Origin of the sequence: Pseudomonas sp. NFACC56-3 (assembly GCF_900100025.1) — a bacterium.
GTDB lineage: Bacteria > Pseudomonadota > Gammaproteobacteria > Pseudomonadales > Pseudomonadaceae > Aquipseudomonas > Aquipseudomonas fluorescens_AA.
This window is the reverse complement of sequence record NZ_FMTK01000016.1, coordinates 21,682-41,356: the sequence shown is the minus strand read 5'-3', so window position 1 is coordinate 41,356 and position 19,675 is coordinate 21,682. Positions and strand designations below refer to the sequence as shown.

The following is a 19,675-nucleotide window of genomic DNA, read 5'->3' as shown; positions in this document are numbered from 1 at the left end:
GAATCGGGTATACTCCCGCTCTTTAAATCGCAGCCCAAGAAACAGGTGAATTTCGTGAGCCAGCCTACGCCAGCCGTGCGTACCTTCCAAGACTTGATCCTCGCCCTCCAGCAATACTGGGCCGAGCAAGGTTGCGTGGTACTTCAGCCCTACGATATGGAAGTAGGCGCCGGCACTTTCCACACTGCCACGTTTCTGCGTGCCATCGGCCCGGAAACCTGGAACGCCGCTTATGTGCAGCCCAGCCGCCGCCCGACTGACGGCCGCTACGGCGAAAACCCGAACCGCCTGCAGCACTACTACCAGTTCCAGGTGGTCCTGAAGCCGAACCCGGAAAACTTCCAGGAACTGTACCTGGGCTCCCTCAAGCACGTGGGCCTCGACCCACTGGTGCACGACATTCGTTTCGTCGAAGACAACTGGGAATCGCCGACCCTGGGCGCCTGGGGCCTGGGCTGGGAAGTCTGGCTCAATGGCATGGAAGTGACCCAGTTCACCTACTTCCAGCAAGCGGGCGGCATCGAGTGCTACCCGGTCACCGGCGAGATCACCTACGGCCTGGAACGCCTGGCCATGTACCTGCAGGGCGTGGACTCGGTCTACGACCTGGTGTGGGCCGACGGCCCGTTCGGCAAAGTGACCTATGGCGACGTGTTCCACCAGAACGAAGTGGAGCAGTCGACCTACAACTTCGAACACGCCAACGTCGAGAAGCTGTTCGAGCTGTTCGATTTCTACGAGAGCGAAGCCAAGCGCCTGATCGAGCTGGATCAGCCGCTGCCGTTGCCGAGCTATGAAATGGTGTTGAAGGCGTCCCATACCTTCAACCTGCTGGACGCACGCCGGGCGATTTCCGTGACCGCGCGCCAGCAATACATCCTGCGTGTACGCACCCTGGCGCGTTCCGTTGCGCAAGCCTACCTGCTGGCTCGTGCCAAGCTGGGCTTCCCGATGGCGACCCCGGACCTGCGTGATGAAGTGTTGGCTAAGCTGGAGGCTGCACAATGAGTGCTCAAGATTTTCTGGTTGAACTGGGCACCGAAGAACTGCCACCCAAAGCCCTGAACACCCTGGCCGATGCGTTCCTGGCCGGTATCGACAAAGGCCTGCAAGCCGCCGGCCTGAGCTACGAAGCCAAACAGGTGTACGCCGCGCCGCGCCGCCTGGCCGTGCTGATCACCGCCCTGGCGACCCAGCAGCCGGACCGCAGCATCAACCTCGACGGCCCGCCACGCCAGGCCGCGTTCGATGCCGACGGCAATCCGACCCAGGCCGCCCTGGGCTTCGCCAAGAAGTGCGGCGTGGACCTGAGCGAAATCGACCAGAGCGGTCCGAAGCTGCGCTACAGCCAGAGCATCAAGGGCAAGCCGACCGCCAGCCTGTTGCCGACCATCGTCGAAGACTCCCTCAATGACTTGCCGATCCCCAAGCGCATGCGCTGGGCCGCGCGCAAGGAAGAATTCGTACGTCCAACCCAGTGGCTGGTGATGTTGCTCGGTGACCAGGTCATCGATTGCACGATCCTGGCCCAGAAAGCCGGTCGCGATTCCCGCGGTCACCGCTTCCATCACCCGCAGAGCGTGCGCATCACCTCGCCGGCCAACTACCTGGCCGACCTGCGTGCCGCCTACGTGCTGGCCGACGCCAACGAGCGGCGCGAGCTGATCAGCAAGCGCACCGAAGAGCTGGCCACCCTGCAGGAAGGCACCGCCATCGTGCCGGCCAACCTGCTGGACGAAGTGACCGCGCTGGTGGAATGGCCAGTGCCGCTGGTGTGCTCGTTCGAGGAACGTTTCCTTGAAGTGCCGCAGGAAGCGCTGATCACCACCATGCAGGACAACCAGAAGTACTTCTGCTTGCTGGACGCCGAAGGCAAGTTGCTGCCGCGCTTCATCACGGTTGCCAACATCGAAAGCAGGGACCCGCAGCAGATCATCGCCGGTAACGAAAAAGTCGTTCGCCCGCGCCTGACCGATGCCGAGTTCTTCTTCAAGCAAGACAAGAAACAGCCCCTGGAAAGCTTCAACGAGCGCCTGCGCAACGTGGTGTTCCAGGAAAAACTCGGCAGCGTCTACGACAAGGCCGAGCGCGTTTCGAAACTGGCGGCGTTCATCGCCCCACGCATCGGCGGCGACGCCCAGCGCGCGGCCCGTGCCGGCATCCTGTCCAAGTGCGACCTGTCCACCGAGATGGTCGGTGAGTTCCCGGAGATGCAAGGCGTCGCCGGTTACTACTACGCCCTCAACGATGGCGAGCCGCAGGATGTGGCCCTGGCCCTGAACGAACAGTACATGCCCCGCGGTGCCGGCGCTGAACTGCCAACCACCCTGACCGGTGCGGCCGTGGCGATCGCCGACAAGCTCGATACCCTGGTCGGCATCTTCGGCATCGGCATGCTGCCCACCGGCAGCAAAGACCCGTATGCCTTGCGTCGTGCGGCCCTGGGCGTGTTGCGGATCCTGATCGACAAGCAACTGGACCTGGACCTGAACGACGCCGTGGCGTTCGCCGTCAACGCGTTCGGCGGCAAGGTCAAGGCTGCCGGCCTGGCCGATGCGGTGCTGGAATTCATCTTCGACCGCCTGCGTGCGCGTTATGAAGACGAAGGCGTCGACGTCGCCACCTACCTGTCGGTGCGAGCCCTGAAACCGGGTTCGGCCCTGGACTTCGACCAGCGTGTACAAGCGGTGCAAGCCTTCCGCAAATTACCGGAAGCCGCCGCGCTGGCAGCGGTGAACAAGCGGGTATCGAACCTGCTGGGCAAGGCCGAAGGCAACATCGCGGCCACCGTCGAAGCCAAGTACTTCGACAACGCCAACGAGTTTTCCCTGTACTCGGCGATCCAGCAGGCGGACCAGGCGGTCCAGCCAATGGCGGCGGCGCGTCAGTACAGCGAAACCCTGGCGCGCCTGGCGGCACTGCGCGAACCGGTGGATGCGTTTTTCGAGGCGGTGATGGTCAACGCCGAAGATGCCAAAGTACGGGCCAACCGTTACGCGCTGCTGGCGCGTCTGCGTGGGCTGTTCCTCGGCGTCGCCGATATTTCGTTGCTGGGGTAACGCTTGAAACTGCTGATTCTCGATCGGGACGGGGTGATCAATCACGACTCCGACGCTTACATCAAATCGGTGGAGGAGTGGTTGCCACTGCCCGGTTCGATCGAAGCCATCGCGCAGTTGAGCAAGGCCGGCTGGACGGTGGCGGTCGCCACCAACCAGTCGGGCATTGCTCGCGGTTATTATGACCTCACCGTCCTGGACGCCATGCATGAGCGCCTGCGCGCCCTGGTGGCGGAGCAGGGCGGGGAAGTCGGCTTGATCGTTTATTGCCCGCATGGGCCGGACGACGGCTGCGATTGCCGCAAGCCCAAGCCGGGCATGTTGAAAACCATTGCCGCGCATTACGATGTGGCCTTGGCAGGTGTGTGGTTCGTCGGTGACAGTCTCGGTGACCTGGAGGCGGCCAAGGCCGTCGATTGTCAGCCAGTTTTGGTAAAGACCGGAAAAGGCGAGAAGACCCTGGGCAAGACCCTGCCGGTGGGCACCTTGATTTTTGACGACCTGGCGGCGATTGCCGCTGAACTTATCCACAATTAGAGCTCCCAAGACAACCTGATCAAGGACTGTTCGGGAAGCGCTTAAACAGGCGGGCATTGCCCGCAACGGTAAACGCCGCTATGTCGATATTGCAGGCCATCAGAAGCTTTCTCTTTTACCTGCTGCTGGGCACCAGCTCCTTGCTGTGGTGCACCCTGAGTTTTTTTATCGCGCCATTCATGTCGTTCAAGGCGCGCTACCGTTTCATCAATGTGTACTGGTGCCGTTGCGCACTGTGGCTGAGCAAGGTGTTCCTGGGCATCCGCTATGAAGTGAAAGGCGCCGAGAACGTGCCGGACCGGCCCTGCGTGATCCAGTCCAACCACCAGAGCACCTGGGAGACGTTCTTTCTCTCGGCCTATTTCGAACCGTTGAGCCAGGTCCTCAAGCGTGAGCTGCTGTTCGTACCGTTCTTTGGCTGGGCCATGGCCATGCTGCGTCCGATCGCCATCGATCGCGACAATCCCAAAGTGGCGCTCAAGCAAGTGGCGAAAAAGGGCGACGAACTGCTCAAGGACAACACCTGGGTGCTGATCTTCCCCGAGGGCACCCGTGTTCCTTACGGGACGATTGGCAAGTTTTCCCGCAGCGGTTCCGCATTGGCGGTGAACGCGAACCTGCCGGTGCTGCCGATTGCACACAATGCCGGCAAATTCTGGCCCAAGGCAGGTTGGATCAGAACACCAGGCGTCATCACCGTGGTGATCGGCGCACCGATGTATGCCGAAGGCACTGGGCCCCGCGCCATCGCCGAGCTCAATGACCGCGTACAAGCCTGGAATGAACAGGCACAACGGGAAATGGGCTCGCTTCCTCCAGGCCCTGTCGCGGAAGTCTCCACGGAACAAGCCGCTGTTTGAGATCTGTGGATAACCTGTGTACCGTTTTTTCGAAATCCGTTGCTTTTATGTCGTAACTACATGTTTTTTATACATATTTCATAAACACATAAAACCCACGTTCAGGTGCATAAGTTTTTATAGCAGCAAAAAATCCCAGCCTTCGGGGATTGGATACGTCCTGTAGGAGCTGCCGAAGGCTGCGATCTTCTCAATCTTCCAATAACGGGAAGCGCAGGCTGAACGTCGTGCCTTTACCCACCACGCTCCGACACTCGATTTTCCCCTCGTGATGGTCGACCACGGCCTTGACCATCGATAATCCCAAACCAATGCCATCGACCCCGTGAGCCGAGGAAAACCGTCGGTACTGACTGAACAGGTCCGGCAGTTCTTCGGCGCTGATGCCCTTGCCCTGGTCGGCGACATTGCAGATCAACCAACCCGAGATGCAATGAACCTGCAGGGAAATGCAGGCGTCGGGCGGGCTGTACTTGATGGCATTTTCCAGCAGATTGAAGAGGGCACGGGTCAATAACGATTGATCCGCCCTCACCATCGCGTCTTCATCCTCGATTTCGTGAACCAACTGGATACGCTTTGCCTGGGCGATGGGCAGCGCCTGATCGAGCACGTCCAACACCAACATGGCGAACAGCGTCGGCTGGAACTGATAGGCCTCGGATTCGGCCTTGGCCAGTTGTACGAAACCCTCGGTCAGGTCCAGGGCGCGCCGTACCTGGCGCTCGATCTGGTCGAACAGCGGATGATCGCCACCGGTCTGATGCCGCTGCACATCGAGCAGCGCAAGGATCGCCGAGTGAGGGGCGCGCAAGTCATGGGAGAGGAACCGCAGCATGACACTGCGCTGTTCTTCCGCCTCACGTTCGGCGCTCAGGTCCGTGAGGCTCAGCAACCAGCCAATCGGCGCATCGCCCTCCACCGGCAACAGCGCAGCCCGTTCCAGGCGCAAGCTGCGCTCGCGAATGTCGCGAAACTCCACCAGGGGCAAGGTGGATAAGCGGTGATGCGTCCCGTGCTCCAGCCCCGGATAACCCAGTTGCCCAAGGTGCTCCAGCACATCGCCACCCGCCAGGCCATGACCGAACAGCTCGCGCGCCTTTCGATTACCCAGCAGCAGTTTGCCTTGGGGATCGCTGATCATGGTTGCCACCGGCAAGTATTCCAGGCCGTCGGCAATGAAGCGCCGGGTGTCGCGGGTTCGGCTCATGGCTTGTTCCAGGGCCATGATCTGGCCCTGTAAACGGTCACTACCGGTGTAGGAGGCGCGGCGACGCTCCGGGAAGACCTTGGGCTCGGCGTCCAGCCGTGCCAGTTCCCAACCGAAGTAGGCCAACACCACGCTCAGCCGTCGCCAGTTCCAGATCAGGTAGCCGAACATGATCCCCAGCACACTCGCCATGGGTGACCACCACCACCCTCGCGCGCCCAGCATGGCGCTGATCAACAGGGCCAGGCTCATACCACCCACCGTTGTCCACAGGGCCAGACGCGGGCGCAACAGCAGCAAGCCCAACACACAACCCACCAGGCACACCGACAACAACGCGGCGCTTGAATGGCCTGTGGATTGGCTGCTCAATGACAACAAGGCCGTCAGCGGCAACAGCAGCAGACTTATCCACAACCACTCCCGCACCAACTGTCGAAACAACCGCTGAACCTGGGTGGGTTCACGACTTTCACGGCGACGCTGGTTACTCATAGGCCTCCTGGCCGAACTCAAGACTGTGGATATTTTCACTGGCCTGCTTCAGTCGACAGGCTTGAAAGCCCACGACTATAACGGACTCGATGGGTGGCGCGCTGCTGCCTTTCCCTCTGTGTCGCGAGCCGGTATTGTCGCAGCCAGCGACAGGTCAATGAATCAACCACTGGCTGCCTTTCATTGCCACCTGAAGATGTCCGTTACTCTCGAGATCAAGGAATCGCATTCCATGCGTGTCGCCATACTGGACGATGAACCGGCCGAGTTGCGCCGGGTAGAACAGACGTTGCAACAAATCCCCGGCAAAGGCGAGCAAGCCTGGACCCTGCACAGTTTTGAACGCGGGGAAGACTTGTTGCGACAACTGCGGCGGGAAACCTTCGACTTGCTGATCCTCGACTGGCAACTGCCCGACATCAGCGGGCTTTCATTGCTGCGCTGGACCCGCGAGCACATGGATTCACCACCGGCCGCCATCATGCTGACCAGCCGCGACGGTGAGCACGACATCGTCCAGGCCCTCAACAGCGGTGCCGACGACTACGTGAGCAAACCCTTCAGGCCTAACGAGCTCAAGGCCCGGGTCACCGCCGTGCTGCGCCGTCACAACCTGCAACGCGCGCCTGCCAGCGACGTGCTGGTGTTCAACGACCTGGCGTTCGACGACGCCGAGCTGACCATCACCCGCGCCGGCATCCCCATCAGCCTGACCGAACGGGAATACCGCCTGGCCCGGTGCCTGTTCGCCAACCTGGGCCGGCCGCTGTCCCGGGAATACTTCTACGAACGCTTCTGGACCCACGAGGAAATGACCTCGTCCCGCCCCCTCGACACCCACATCTATCGCCTGCGCAACAAGCTCGGGCTGACGGCGGATCGGGGTTGGCAGTTGCTGACGATCTACGGGTATGGGTATCGGTTGGAGAGTGTGGTGGCGGGGAGTGAGGCGTCGGTGGCCAGTTAGGGAACCGACTGCTCATATTGAATGGCCTCTGTGGCGAGGGAGCTTGCTCCCGCTGGGCTGCGCAGCAGCCCCTTTTATTAGCGCTTCGCACTCGAGCGGGAGCAAGCTCCCTCGCCACACAATGGATATCACCCGATCGTCGGTACCAAGCTTTCTGCTTTTGCGATCCGACGACGCTGTATCAGCACGCCGGATATCACCACCAGAACACTCAGCAGCCCGGTCGCGAGGATCTCCACGCGATGGGCTTCCTGGAACAGCATGATGGTCAAGGCGCCGACGATGAAGATAATCACCGCGTAGGTCAGGCCGGGAAACAGCCACATGCTGAAAGCGATTTTTTCACCGCGAGCCATACGTTGTTTGCGCATACGCAGCTGCGAAATCGCGATGACCAGGTACACCAGCAACGCAATGGCGCCAGAGCTGGCCAACAGGAATTCGAAGACCGCCGCCGGTGCCACGTAGTTGGCGAACACCGCCAAAAAGGCCGCGCCGGTCGACAGCATCACCGCCCAATGAGGCGTGCCGCTCTTGTTGGTGCGCTGGGAAACGGCCGGCGCATCACCGCGCTTGCCTAACGAGAACATCATGCGCGAAGCCGTGTACAACGCCGAGTTCAGGCAGCTGGTGACCGCCACCAGGACCACGATATCGACGATCAGCTTGGCATTGGGGATGCCCATGCGCTCCAGCACCGTCTGGTAGGAGCCGACACTGGCCAGGAGTGGGTCATTCCATGGCACCAGGGCAACGACGATGAAAATGGAGACGAGATAGAACAAGCCAATCCGCCAGATCACCGAGTTGGTTGCCTTGGAAATCTGCTGGCCTGGGTTCTTCGATTCGGCCGCGGCGATGGTCACGATCTCAGTGCCCATGAATGAAAACATGGTGGTCAGGATCGCCCCCAGCACCGCGCCCATGCCGTTGGGCAGGAAGCCCTGGGTGTCGAACAGGTGCGAAACCCCGCTGACTTGGCTGGTTGGCAGAAAACCGAATATCGCCATTACACCCAGCCCGATGAAGCCGATGATCGCCACCACCTTGACCAGGGCGAACCAGAATTCGAACTCTCCGTAATTTTTCACGCTGAACAAGTTGGTGACCGTCAGCAGCAGGGTGATGACCAATGTGAAGACCCAGATCGCCACGTTCGGGAACCAGGCGTGCAGGATCGTTGCAGCAGCGTTGGCCTCCAGCGGAATCACCAGGACCCAGAACCACCAGTAGAGCCAGCCGATGGTGAAACCCGCCCAATGACCAATCGCCCGGTCCGCATACGTCGAGAAGGAACCCGTGTCCGGCGACGCCACCGCCATTTCGCCCAGCATCCGCATCACCAGCACCACCAAGGCACCTGCGGCAGCGTAGGCCAACAACACAGCCGGACCGGCCGCTGCGATCGCATGGCCGGAGCCGACGAACAGACCGGCGCCAATCACACCGGCTATGGAAAGCATCGTCACATGACGGGGCTTGAGCCCTTGCGCCAGATTATCGGAAGTTTGCGTACCGCTCATTGAGACTACCCTTGGCATTGGATTTATTCGTACACCTTGACCCATCGCTTTCTGTAAATTTAAAAAAACGATGTGTAAGTTATTAAACACGCAAGTTTTGCGCCAGGAAATCCAAAGTACCCGGTAGCCGGGGCCTTCATCCAAATCCTAACCCATTGACAATGAAGGCTTTATGCCAGGGTGTTACCCAGTTACCCCGTTTTTGACCAGTGGGTCTTAGAAGGAGTGGGTATTTTTCAGCGTAAAAAAAAGCCAACGCATGTGCGTTGGCTTTTTTGTTTGGGCGGGATGCTGCGCAAGGATCAGAAATCCAGGTTGGACACCGCCAACGCATTGCTCTCGATGAAGTCACGACGAGGCTCGACCGCATCACCCATCAGGGTGTTGAAGATCTGGTCCGCGCCAATGGCGTCTTCGATGGTGACTTTCAGCATCCGGCGCGAGCTTGGGTCCATGGTGGTTTCCCACAGCTGATCCGGGTTCATTTCACCCAGACCTTTGTATCGCTGGATGGTGTGGCGCTTGGTGCTTTCCGCCATCAGCCATTCAAGGGCTTCCTTGAACTCGGTCACGGCTTTCTTGCGCTCACCCCGTTGGATGTACGCACCTTCGTCCAGCAGCGTGCTCAGTTGCGCGCCAAGGGATACGACGGTCTTGTAGTCGTTGCTGCCGAAGAAGTCGCGGTTGAAGGTGACGTAGTTCGACAGGCCGTGGGAGATCAGTTCGACCTCCGGCAGCCAGACGTTACGTTCACGGTCTTCGCGCAGGCTGGCTTTGTAGACCAGGCCGGATTTTTCGACGGTGCGCAGGCGTACTTCGTACTGAGCCAGCCAATCCTGCATCGCAGCGTGATCGGACAGTTGCTCCAGGCTCACGGCAGGCAGGTAGATGAAGTGCTCGGTCAGTTCCTGTGGGTACAGGCGCGACAGGCGCTTGAGGGTCTTCATCACCAGGCGGAAGTCGTTGACCAGGCGCTCGAGGGCTTCACCGGAAATACCCGGGGCGTCTTCGTTCAGGTGCAGGCTCGCGTCTTCCAGGGCCGATTGCGTCATGTACTCTTCCATGGCGTCGTCGTCTTTGATGTATTGCTCTTGCTTGCCTTTCTTGACCTTGTACAGCGGCGGCTGGGCGATGTAGATGTAGCCGCGCTCGATCAGCTCCGGCAACTGACGGAAGAAGAACGTCAGCAGCAGGGTACGGATGTGCGAACCGTCGACGTCAGCATCGGTCATGATGATGATGTTGTGATAGCGCAACTTGTCGATGTTGTACTCTTCGCGGCCAATGCCGCAGCCCAGGGCGGTGATCAAGGTGCCGACTTCCTGGGAGGAAATCATCTTGTCGAAGCGCGCCTTCTCGACGTTGAGGATCTTGCCCTTGAGCGGCAGGATGGCCTGGGTGCGACGGTTGCGACCCTGCTTGGCGGAACCGCCAGCAGAGTCACCTTCCACCAGGTACAGCTCGGACAGGGCAGGGTCCTTTTCCTGGCAGTCGGCCAGTTTGCCCGGCAGGCCAGCGATGTCCAGCGCGCCTTTGCGGCGGGTCATCTCACGGGCCTTGCGCGCGGCTTCACGGGCACGGGCGGCGTCGATCATCTTGCCGACCACCAGCTTGGCTTCGTTCGGGTTTTCCAGCAGGAAGTCGGAGAAGTACTTGCCCATTTCCTGTTCGACCGCGGTCTTCACTTCGGAGGACACCAGCTTGTCTTTGGTCTGGGAGCTGAACTTCGGATCCGGCACCTTCACCGAAATGATCGCCGTCAGGCCTTCGCGGGCATCGTCACCGGTCGTGGCGACTTTATGCTTCTTCGCCAGGCCTTCCTGTTCGATGTAGTTGTTCAGGTTACGGGTCAACGCCGAACGGAAGCCCACCAGGTGGGTACCGCCGTCGCGCTGCGGAATGTTGTTGGTGAAGCACAACAGGTTCTCATTGAAGCTGTCGTTCCACTGCAGGGCGATTTCCACGCCGATGCCGTCTTCGCGCTGGACGTTGAAGTGGAAAACCTGGTTGACCGCAGTCTTGTTGGTGTTCAGATACTCAACGAACGCCCGCAGGCCACCTTCGTACTTGAACAGCTCTTCCTTGCCGCTGCGCTCGTCCTTGAGAACGATGCCGACACCGGAGTTGAGGAAAGACAGTTCACGAATCCGCTTGGCCAGGATGTCCCAGCTGAAGTGGATGTTCTTGAAGGTTTCGCTCGATGCCTTGAAGTGGATTTGGGTACCGGTGGACTCGCTGTCGCCAACGATCGCCATCGGTGCCTGAGGCACGCCATGGACGTAGGTCTGTTCCCAGATCTTGCCGCTGCGGCGCACCGTGAGAACCAGCTGTTCGGACAGCGCGTTCACCACCGATACACCTACGCCGTGCAGACCGCCGGAGACCTTGTAGGAGTTATCGTCGAACTTACCGCCAGCGTGGAGGACGGTCATGATGACCTCGGCGGCGGAAACGCCTTCCTCTTTGTGCACGTCTACCGGGATGCCACGGCCGTTGTCGCGAACGGTGATGGACTCATCCGGGTGGATGATAATGCTGATGTCGTCGCAATGGCCGGCGAGGGCTTCGTCGATGGAGTTGTCGACCACCTCGAACACCATGTGGTGCAGACCGCTGCCATCGTCGGTGTCACCAATGTACATACCGGGACGTTTGCGTACGGCATCCAGGCCTTTCAGCACTTTAATGCTCGTTGAGTCGTACGTATTTTCTTCGCTCAATGCCTTCACTCCCGATGGTCGTGGGTCTGGGTGATACGGCCCTGTTCCACGTGGAACAGGGCGACTGGCGTTTCCGTCTGCCAGCCTTCCCTCAATAATTCGTGGTCTACACAGGTGATGAACACCTGGCAGCGTAAGTCTTCCAGCAAGCGGCACAACGCGCGGCGGTGGGCTTCGTCCAGCTCGGACGGCAAGTCATCCACCAGATAAATACACTGACCGCGCCGGGCCTGGCTGACCAGATGCCCCTGGGCGATACGCAAGGCACACACCACTAACTTCTGCTGCCCCCGGGACAAGATGTCCGCGGCGTTATGTGCGCCCAATCTGAGGCGCAAGTCAGCGCGTTGTGGTCCAGCCTGGGTATGGCCCATCTGCTGGTCCCGCTGCAGCGAGCCAGCCAGCACGGTGCTCAGTTCCCGGTCCTTGTCCCAGCCTCGGTAATAGCTGAGCGTCAGGCCCTCAAGCTCAACCAGTTCGCTCAAGGTCTGCTCGAAGACCGGTTTCAAGGCTTTGATGTAAGCGCGGCGGTATTCATCGATTTCAGCGCTGGCCTGGCACAGTTCCCTGTCCCAAACCGCTTGCGAAACGGCGTCAAGTGTACCATGTCGCAGCCAAGAGTTTCTCTGGCGCAGCGCCTTCTGCAGGCGTTGCCAAGTCGTCATGAAGCGCGGTTCTACGTGGAACACGCCCCAGTCGAGAAATTGCCGGCGAATCTTCGGCGCGCCTTCCAAAAGGCGGAAGCTGTCCGGGTTGATCAGTTGCAACGGCAGGATCTCAGCCAGCTGTGCAGCGCTGCGGGCGTTCTGCCCATCGATGCGGATCTGGAATTCCCCTTGCCGGTCCCGCGAAATCCCCAGGGCGCTATGGCCACCCTCCGCCAGTTCCACCTGTCCGAACACCGTGCACGCCAGTTGATCGTACTGGATGACCGGTAGCAGACGAGTGCTGCGGAACGAACGGGCAAGCCCCAGCAGGTGCACGGCTTCCAGGACGCTGGTTTTGCCGCTGCCGTTGGCGCCGTAAAGGATATTGATGCGGGGGGAGGGGGAGAAGGTCACCGGGTGCAGATTGCGCACCGCGGTGACCGAGACGCGACTTAAGGACATCTAGCTTCTGCTGGGCATGATTACAGACGCATCGGCATGACAACGTAGGCCGAATCGTCGTTATCGGACTCTTGCACCAGCGCACTGCTGTTGGAGTCAGATAGGATCAGACGCACTTGCTCGGTGGTCATCACGCCCAGCACGTCGAGCAGGTAGCTGACGTTGAAGCCGATTTCCAGGGAGCCGCCGTTGTACTCAACGCCTACTTCTTCTTCCGCTTCTTCCTGCTCCGGGTTGTTCGCCTGGATCTTCAACTGCCCGTTGGCCAGTTGCAGACGAATGCCGCGGTACTTTTCGTTGGACAGGATCGCGGTACGGCTGAAGGCTTCGCGCAGGGCCTGGCGATCGCCCAGGACCAGCTTGTCACCGCCTTTTGGCAGCACGCGCTCGTAGTCTGGGAACTTGCCGTCCACCAGCTTCGACGTGAAGGTGAACTCACCGGTGGTGGCACGGATGTGGTGTTGGCCCAACACGATGCTGACGGCGCCGTCTGGCTCGGTCAGCAGGCGGGCCAGCTCCAGGATACCTTTACGCGGCACGATCACCTGGTGGCGATCCGGCTGACCGATATCGGCCTGCATCGAGCACATGGCCAGGCGGTGACCGTCGGTGGCGACGGCGCGGATAACGCCGGCCGACACCTCCAAGAGCATGCCGTTGAGGTAATAACGCACGTCCTGCTGGGCCATGGCGAAACTGGTGCGTTCGATCAGGCGACGCAATTTGCTCTGGTCCAGGCTGCAGGTCAGCGAACCCGGACCTTCTTCAACGGTCGGGAAATCGTTGGCGGGCAGTGTGGACAAGGTGAAGCGGCTGCGACCGGCCTTGACCACGAGCTTCTGCTCATCGACCTTGATGTCGATCAGCGCGTCGTTGGGCAGGCTCTTGCAGATGTCCATCAGCTTGCGCGCCGGCACGGTGATGGAACCCGGATCGGCCGGTTCCTCAAGTTGCACACGACCGACCAGCTCGACTTCCAGGTCGGTACCGGTCAGCGACAATTGCTGGCCTTCGACAACCAGCAGCACGTTGGAAAGTACCGGCAAGGTCTGGCGGCGTTCGACGACGCCTGCGACCAGTTGCAGGGGTTTCAACAGGGCTTCGCGTTGAATGGTGAAATGCATGGTCTAGTCCCTTGCCTTAATAGCTGCGCTGGTGGTCATCAAGTGGTCAGTGTACGCAGCAGGTTCTTGTAGTCCTCGCGGATGTCCGCGTCGGATTCCTTAAGTTCGTTGATCTTGCGGCACGCGTGCAGCACGGTGGTGTGGTCGCGTCCGCCAAACACATCGCCGATTTCCGGCAGGCTGTGGTTGGTCAGCTCCTTGGACAGGGCCATGGCCACCTGACGCGGACGTGCCACCGAACGTGAACGGCGTTTGGACAGCAGGTCGGATATCTTGATTTTGTAGTATTCAGCAACCGTTCGCTGAATGTTATCCACAGAAACCAATTTGTCCTGGAGCGCCAACAGGTCCTTCAAGGATTCGCGAATCAGCTCGATGGTGATGTCGCGGCCCATGAAGTGCGAATGGGCGATGACCCGCTTGAGGGCACCTTCGAGTTCACGCACGTTCGAGCGGATACGCTGAGCGATGAAGAATGCCGCGTCGTGAGGCAGCTCGACCTTGGCCTGGTCGGCCTTCTTCATCAGGATCGCGACCCGGGTCTCCAGCTCCGGCGGCTCGACGGCCACCGTCAGGCCCCAGCCGAAACGCGACTTGAGGCGTTCCTCGAGGCCTTCGATCTCTTTCGGGTAGCGGTCACTGGTGAGAATGACCTGCTGCCCGCCTTCAAGCAATGCGTTGAAGGTGTGGAAAAACTCTTCCTGGGAACGTTCCTTGCGGGCGAAGAACTGAATGTCGTCGATCAGCAAAGCGTCTACCGAACGGTAGAAGCGCTTGAATTCGTTGATGGCGTTCAGTTGCAGCGCCTTGACCATGTCGGCCACGAACCGCTCGGAATGCAGGTACACGACCTTGGCATTCGGGTTCTTCTTTAATAGATGGTTGCCCACGGCGTGCATCAAGTGGGTCTTACCCAAGCCGACGCCGCCATAAAGGAAGAGCGGGTTGTAACCGTGCTTGGGGTTGTCCGCGACCTGCCAGGCCGCCGCGCGGGCCAGTTGGTTGGACTTACCTTCGACGAAATTCTCGAAGGTAAAGGTCCGGTTCAGGTAGCTGGTGTGCTTGAGCGCGCCTTCGACCTGGACGGTGCGCTGTTCGGCCCGCACCGGAGCCTGCTGGGAGCTGGCACCGGCCATGGGGTCGAAGCTGTCCCGGGAAGGCTCTTCGCTGACTTCGGCGACTTTTTGCGTGTTGCGTTTGCTCGGGGCAGGCGCGGGCGCCGGGGCGGCGTGGTTGTTCACGGGGGCCGGGGCAGCAGCCTGCTGGGCCTGTGACGCCGCGGCGGCCAGCGGCGCATTGGGCGCGGCGCGGGGTGCCGAACTGCGTTTGCTGCCTATTAATAAGGACAACGCAGGCGCCATGCCATTGCCGTGCTCGTCGAGCAGTTCCATGACCCGGCCCAGGTACTTTTCGTTGACCCAGTCGAGAACGAAACGGTTCGGTGCATAGACACGCAACTCGTCGCCTTCGGCTTCGACCTGTAGTGGACGGATCCAAGTGTTGAATTGTTGGGCAGGCAGCTCATCGCGCAAAAGCTCCACGCATTGCTGCCAAAGTTCCACTGACACGGATATCCCCTAAGTTGAAAGCCGGTGAGGCAAAAACAAGCGGCCATTGTAGCGAGCAGACGTGCACTTATCCACACGCAGGTTGCTCATTGCCCATGATTTATCAATGCGTTAACCGAGAGAAAGACGACCGACGGTCGGTGGATAAGCTCTGTGGATAACCGAGCCTGAGGTCGTTGCACAAGTGGGGGCGAAACTCGGTGGATAACCGCCCTGTGGATAACAGGCCATTCCACCCACAGCTTATCCGACAGCGCAGCACAGGCTGGCCACTGCTTTCCCCTGTAGTTGTCATTCTCTGTACATGGCGGATTACAAGGCCTTGGCATGGTTATCCACAGTCAGGTGGCGACCTTGCTTTTATAAGCTTTACAGAAAAGCTTTAAATAATTCCCTTCTTTATTTCTATATCTAGCGCGGTGTGATGAATCGGCCGAAAGGGGCTGGATATCTATTTAAAGGAAACGCTGGTTGGAAATTGACCTAGAGGCTTGCTTTCTCTAGAATCCCCGGTCTCTTAAAACGGGGGCCATTCCGGCCCGTTGTGGACGAACCAGGTAACACGACATGAAACGTACTTTCCAACCAAGCACTATCAAACGCGCTCGTACCCACGGTTTCCGTGCTCGCATGGCTACCAAGAACGGTCGTGCCGTCCTGTCGCGTCGTCGCGCCAAAGGTCGTGCGCGTCTGGCAGTTTGATAATCCGGCACTGGAGGTGAGTCAGGACTTCAGTCGGGAAAAGCGTCTGCTTACACCCCGGCATTTCAAGGCAGTCTTTGACTCCCCTACCGGCAAGGTTCCGGGGAAAAATCTCCTGCTCCTTGCGCGCAACAACGATCTCGATCACCCCCGACTAGGGCTGGTTATCGGGAAAAAGAGCGTCAAGCTCTCCGTTGAGCGCAATCGCCTCAAACGTCTGATGCGCGAATCGTTTCGCCTGAACCAGGATTCACTGGTTGGATGGGACATCGTTATCGTCGCGCGCAAAGGTTTGGGTGACGTAGAAAACCCCGAATTGATTCAGCATTTCGGCAAGCTCTGGAAACGTCTGGCGCGCAACAAGCCAGTACCGGCAGTCAACACCGAAACTGTAGGGGTAGACAGTCCCGATGCGTAAACTGGCACTCGTTCCGATCCAGTTTTATCGCTATGCCATTAGTCCTTTGATGGCCAGTCACTGTCGTTTCTACCCCAGTTGTTCCTGCTACGCGTACGAAGCCATAGAAAATCATGGCCTCCTGCGCGGTGGCTGGCTGACCTTTCGTCGTTTAGGTCGCTGTCATCCGTGGAATCCCGGCGGTTATGACCCGGTTCCGCCTATCCCTACCTCCCGTTCTTCTTCGATGGCCGAGTAATCATGGATATCAAACGCACGATCCTGATCGTCGCCCTGGCAATCGTGTCCTACGTCATGGTCCTTAAGTGGAACCAGGACTATGGCCAGGCTGCCCTGCCGACTCAGAATGTTGCAGCCAGCAATACCGCACCGAGCCTGCCGGATGCTCCCGTTGGCAACAACGCTGCCAGCAATGACGACATCCCACGCGCGGCAAGCGATACCAGCGCGCCTGCCGAAGCCCCTGTGGCCGCAAGCAAAGATCTCATCCAGGTCAAGACGGACGTGCTCGAGCTGGCAATCGATCCACAAGGTGGTGACGTCGCCCAGCTGAAGCTGCCGCTGTACCCGCGTCGCCAGGATCATCCAGACATCCCGTTCCAGTTGTTCGACAACGGTAACGAGCGCACCTATCTGGCCCAAAGTGGCCTGATTGGTAGCAATGGCCCGGATTCGAACCCGGCCGGTCGCCCGGTCTACTCTGCCGAGAAGAAGACTTATCAACTGGCTGACGGTCAGGACCAATTGGTCGTGGACCTGAAGTTCAGCAAGGACGGTGTCAACTACATCAAGCGTTTCACCCTGAAACGTGGCCTGTATGACGTCACCGTCTCTTACCTGATCGACAACCAGAGCGCCCAGCCTTGGTCCGGTGCGATGTTCGCGCAACTCAAGCGTGACGCCAGCGACGATCCTTCCTCCAGCACCGCCACCGGCACCGCGACTTACCTGGGCGCCGCCCTGTGGACAAGTTCGGAGCCGTACAAGAAAGTGTCCATGAAGGACATGGACAAGGGTCAGCTCAAGGAAACCGTACAAGGTGGCTGGGTTGCCTGGCTGCAGCACTATTTTGTAACAGCCTGGATCCCGCAGAAGGGCGACAGCAACGTTGTCCAGACGCGTAAAGACAGCAAGGGCAACTTCATCATCGGTTACACCGGCCCGACATTGACCGCCGCGCCAGGTGCGAAAGTCGAAACCAGCGCCATCCTGTATGCCGGCCCAAAAAGCCAGGCGGTGCTGAAACAGTTGTCCCCAGGCCTGGAACTGACCGTGGACTACGGTTTCCTGTGGTTCATTGCCCAGCCGATCTTCTGGCTGCTGCAACATATCCACAGCATCGTCGGTAACTGGGGCTGGTCGATCATTTTCCTGACCATGCTGATCAAGGGGATCTTCTTCCCATTGTCGGCCGCCAGCTACAAATCCATGGCACGCATGCGTGCAGTGGCGCCGAAACTGGCCGCCCTGAAAGAACAGCATGGCGATGACCGGCAGAAAATGTCCCAGGCCATGATGGAGCTGTACAAGAAAGAGAAGATCAACCCGCTGGGTGGATGCTTGCCGATTCTTGTGCAGATGCCAGTGTTCCTGTCGCTGTACTGGGTGTTGCTGGAAAGCGTGGAGATGCGTCAGGCACCGTTCATGCTGTGGATTACCGACCTGTCGATCAAGGATCCGTTCTTCATCCTGCCGATCATCATGGGCGCCACCATGTTCATCCAGCAGCAACTGAACCCGACGCCTCCGGACCCGATGCAGGCGAAGGTCATGAAAATGATGCCAATCATCTTCACCTTCTTCTTCCTGTGGTTCCCGGCGGGTCTTGTGCTGTACTGGGTTGTGAACAACGTGTTGTCCATCACTCAGCAGTGGTACATCACGCGTAAGATCGAAGCGGCGACTAAAAAAGCCGAGGCGTAACTTGCTCTGTGGATAACCACACAAAACGCCCCCTAGTGGGGCGTTTTGCTATCTGCCATTTTTGTCTGGATACCGGTTTATGAGCGCACCGCGTGAAACCATCGCCGCCGTTGCCACCGCCCAAGGTCGCGGCGGTGTCGGCATCGTCCGTATTTCGGGGCCCTTGGCCAGTGCCGCGGCCAAGGCTATCAGCGGTCGTGAACTCAAGCCGCGGTTCGCGCATTACGGCCCGTTTTTCAGTGATGACCAGCAGGTGCTTGACGAAGGGCTGGCCTTGTATTTCCCCGGGCCGAATTCGTTCACCGGCGAAGATGTGCTGGAACTGCAAGGCCACGGTGGCCCGATCGTGTTGGACATGCTGCTCAAGCGCTGCCTGGAATTGGGTTGTCGACTGGCCCGGCCGGGGGAATTCAGCGAGCGGGCGTTCCTCAACGACAAGCTCGACCTTGCCCAGGCTGAAGCAATTGCCGATTTGATCGAAGCCAGTTCTGCACAGGCTGCGCGCAACGCGTTACGTTCCCTGCAGGGAGCGTTTTCCCAGCGTGTGCATAACCTCACCGAACAATTGATCGGCCTGCGGATCTACGTCGAGGCTGCGATCGACTTCCCGGAAGAGGAAATCGACTTCCTCGCCGATGGCCACGTGCTGAGCATGCTCGATAAAGTGCGCGACGAGTTATCCACAGTACTGCGCGAAGCCGGGCAGGGTGCCTTGTTGCGCGATGGGATGACCGTGGTGATCGCTGGACGACCGAATGCCGGCAAATCCAGCCTGTTGAATGCCCTGGCCGGCCGCGAGGCGGCGATTGTCACCGAAATCGCCGGCACCACCCGGGACATCCTCCGCGAACATATCCACATCGACGGCATGCCGCTGCACGTGGTGGATACGGCCGGTTTGCGCGACACCGAGGACCAGGTGGAAAAGATCGGCGTCGAACGCGCACTCAAGGCCATCGGTGAAGCCGACCGGGTATTGCTGGTGGTGGATGCCACCGCACCGGAAGCAGACGATCCCTTTGCCTTGTGGCCTGAGTTCCTTGAGGTCCGCCCGGATCCGGCGAAAGTCACCCTGATTCGCAACAAGGCCGACCTGACTGGGGAGTCGATTGCCCTGGAAGTCAGCGCTGACGGGCACGTAACCATCAGCCTGAGCGCGAAGTCGGCGGGTGAAGGCCTGGAGCTGCTACGCGAGCACCTCAAGGCCTGCATGGGCTACGAGCAGACCTCGGAAAGCAGTTTCAGCGCTCGCCGGCGACATCTGGAAGCCTTGCGCCATGCCAGTGCCGCCCTGGAGCACGGTCGCGCTCAACTGACTTTGGCCGGTGCCGGCGAACTGCTCGCCGAAGACCTACGCCAGGCCCAGCATGCATTGGGCGAAATCACCGGCGCTTTCAGCTCCGATGATTTGCTGGGACGCATCTTTTCCAGCTTCTGCATCGGCAAATGAAAAAAGGGCT

At 59.6% G+C, this 19,675-nt stretch carries 16 protein-coding genes; 10 read left to right on the top strand and 6 right to left on the bottom strand.

Annotation, left to right across the window (positions count from 1 at the left end; genetic code table 11):
• Positions 1-54 precede the first annotated feature (54 nt).
• The 4 genes from glyQ (at position 55) to BLO80_RS20085 (ending at position 4,456) form a co-directional block, all read left to right on the top strand.
• Complete coding sequence (gene glyQ / locus BLO80_RS20100; protein WP_003177094.1) at positions 55-1,008, top strand: glycine--tRNA ligase subunit alpha; 954 nt, start codon at positions 55-57, stop codon at positions 1,006-1,008.
• Entirely contained in the window at positions 1,005-3,059 is a 2,055-nt protein-coding gene (gene glyS, locus BLO80_RS20095; RefSeq protein ID WP_092333853.1) for a glycine--tRNA ligase subunit beta, read from the top strand. The genes glyQ and glyS overlap by 4 nt, the downstream gene beginning before the upstream one ends.
• A 3-nt stretch (positions 3,060-3,062) precedes the next feature.
• Entirely contained in the window at positions 3,063-3,596 is a 534-nt protein-coding gene (gmhB, locus tag BLO80_RS20090; RefSeq protein WP_060739901.1) for a D-glycero-beta-D-manno-heptose 1,7-bisphosphate 7-phosphatase, read from the top strand.
• An 80-nt stretch (positions 3,597-3,676) separates the two neighbouring features.
• On the top strand, positions 3,677-4,456 hold the full coding sequence (locus BLO80_RS20085; protein ID WP_092200166.1) for a lysophospholipid acyltransferase family protein: 780 nt from the start codon (positions 3,677-3,679) through the stop codon (positions 4,454-4,456).
• A 190-nt stretch (positions 4,457-4,646) separates the two neighbouring features.
• On the opposite strand, the gene BLO80_RS20080 is transcribed toward BLO80_RS20085, so the two are convergent.
• On the bottom strand, positions 4,647-6,161 hold the full coding sequence (locus BLO80_RS20080) for a sensor histidine kinase (protein ID WP_092333851.1): 1,515 nt from the start codon (positions 6,159-6,161) through the stop codon (positions 4,647-4,649).
• Positions 6,162-6,393: 232 nt separating this feature from the next.
• Between BLO80_RS20080 and BLO80_RS20075 the strand changes: the two genes are divergently transcribed.
• Complete coding sequence (locus BLO80_RS20075; RefSeq protein WP_092333849.1) at positions 6,394-7,128, top strand: response regulator transcription factor; 735 nt, start codon at positions 6,394-6,396, stop codon at positions 7,126-7,128.
• A gap of 128 nt (positions 7,129-7,256) precedes the next feature.
• Here the strand turns inward: BLO80_RS20075 and gabP are convergent, their stop codons facing one another.
• The 5 genes from gabP to dnaA form a co-directional block, all read right to left on the bottom strand.
• The gene (gene gabP / locus BLO80_RS20070) at positions 7,257-8,651 is read right to left on the bottom strand and encodes a GABA permease (RefSeq protein WP_092333847.1); all 1,395 of its coding nucleotides are present in this window, start codon (positions 8,649-8,651) and stop codon (positions 7,257-7,259) included.
• A gap of 302 nt (positions 8,652-8,953) precedes the next feature.
• Positions 8,954-11,371: a DNA topoisomerase (ATP-hydrolyzing) subunit B gene (gene gyrB, locus BLO80_RS20065; RefSeq protein WP_092333863.1), complete on the bottom strand. Its 2,418-nt coding sequence runs from the start codon at positions 11,369-11,371 to the stop codon at positions 8,954-8,956.
• Positions 11,372-11,376: 5 nt separating this feature from the next.
• The gene (gene recF / locus BLO80_RS20060; RefSeq protein WP_003196148.1) at positions 11,377-12,480 is read right to left on the bottom strand and encodes a DNA replication/repair protein RecF; all 1,104 of its coding nucleotides are present in this window, start codon (positions 12,478-12,480) and stop codon (positions 11,377-11,379) included.
• A gap of 20 nt (positions 12,481-12,500) precedes the next feature.
• Positions 12,501-13,604: a DNA polymerase III subunit beta gene (gene dnaN / locus BLO80_RS20055; RefSeq protein WP_092333845.1), complete on the bottom strand. Its 1,104-nt coding sequence runs from the start codon at positions 13,602-13,604 to the stop codon at positions 12,501-12,503.
• Between the two features lie 38 nt (positions 13,605-13,642).
• A complete protein-coding gene (dnaA, locus tag BLO80_RS20050) occupies positions 13,643-15,172 on the bottom strand; it encodes a chromosomal replication initiator protein DnaA (protein ID WP_092257036.1) in 1,530 nt (509 codons plus the stop codon).
• Positions 15,173-15,739: 567 nt separating this feature from the next.
• Here dnaA and rpmH point away from each other — a divergent pair.
• The 5 genes from rpmH to mnmE all read left to right on the top strand — a co-directional run bounded on the left by rpmH (position 15,740) and on the right by mnmE (position 19,665).
• Positions 15,740-15,874 carry a 50S ribosomal protein L34 gene (gene rpmH, locus BLO80_RS20045; RefSeq protein WP_003213577.1) on the top strand — a complete coding sequence of 45 codons (135 nt, stop codon included), beginning with the start codon at positions 15,740-15,742 and terminating at the stop codon, positions 15,872-15,874.
• Between the two features lie 16 nt (positions 15,875-15,890).
• Entirely contained in the window at positions 15,891-16,292 is a 402-nt protein-coding gene (rnpA, locus tag BLO80_RS20040; RefSeq protein ID WP_218130119.1) for a ribonuclease P protein component, read from the top strand.
• Entirely contained in the window at positions 16,285-16,530 is a 246-nt protein-coding gene (gene yidD / locus BLO80_RS20035; protein ID WP_010465488.1) for a membrane protein insertion efficiency factor YidD, read from the top strand. Before rnpA ends, yidD begins: the two co-directional genes overlap by 8 nt.
• A 2-nt stretch (positions 16,531-16,532) precedes the next feature.
• A complete protein-coding gene (yidC, locus tag BLO80_RS20030; RefSeq protein WP_092333843.1) occupies positions 16,533-18,215 on the top strand; it encodes a membrane protein insertase YidC in 1,683 nt (560 codons plus the stop codon).
• Between the two features lie 79 nt (positions 18,216-18,294).
• Positions 18,295-19,665, top strand: a complete 1,371-nt coding sequence (gene mnmE / locus BLO80_RS20025; RefSeq protein WP_092200186.1) for a tRNA uridine-5-carboxymethylaminomethyl(34) synthesis GTPase MnmE — start codon at positions 18,295-18,297, stop codon at positions 19,663-19,665.
• Positions 19,666-19,675 lie beyond the last annotated feature (10 nt).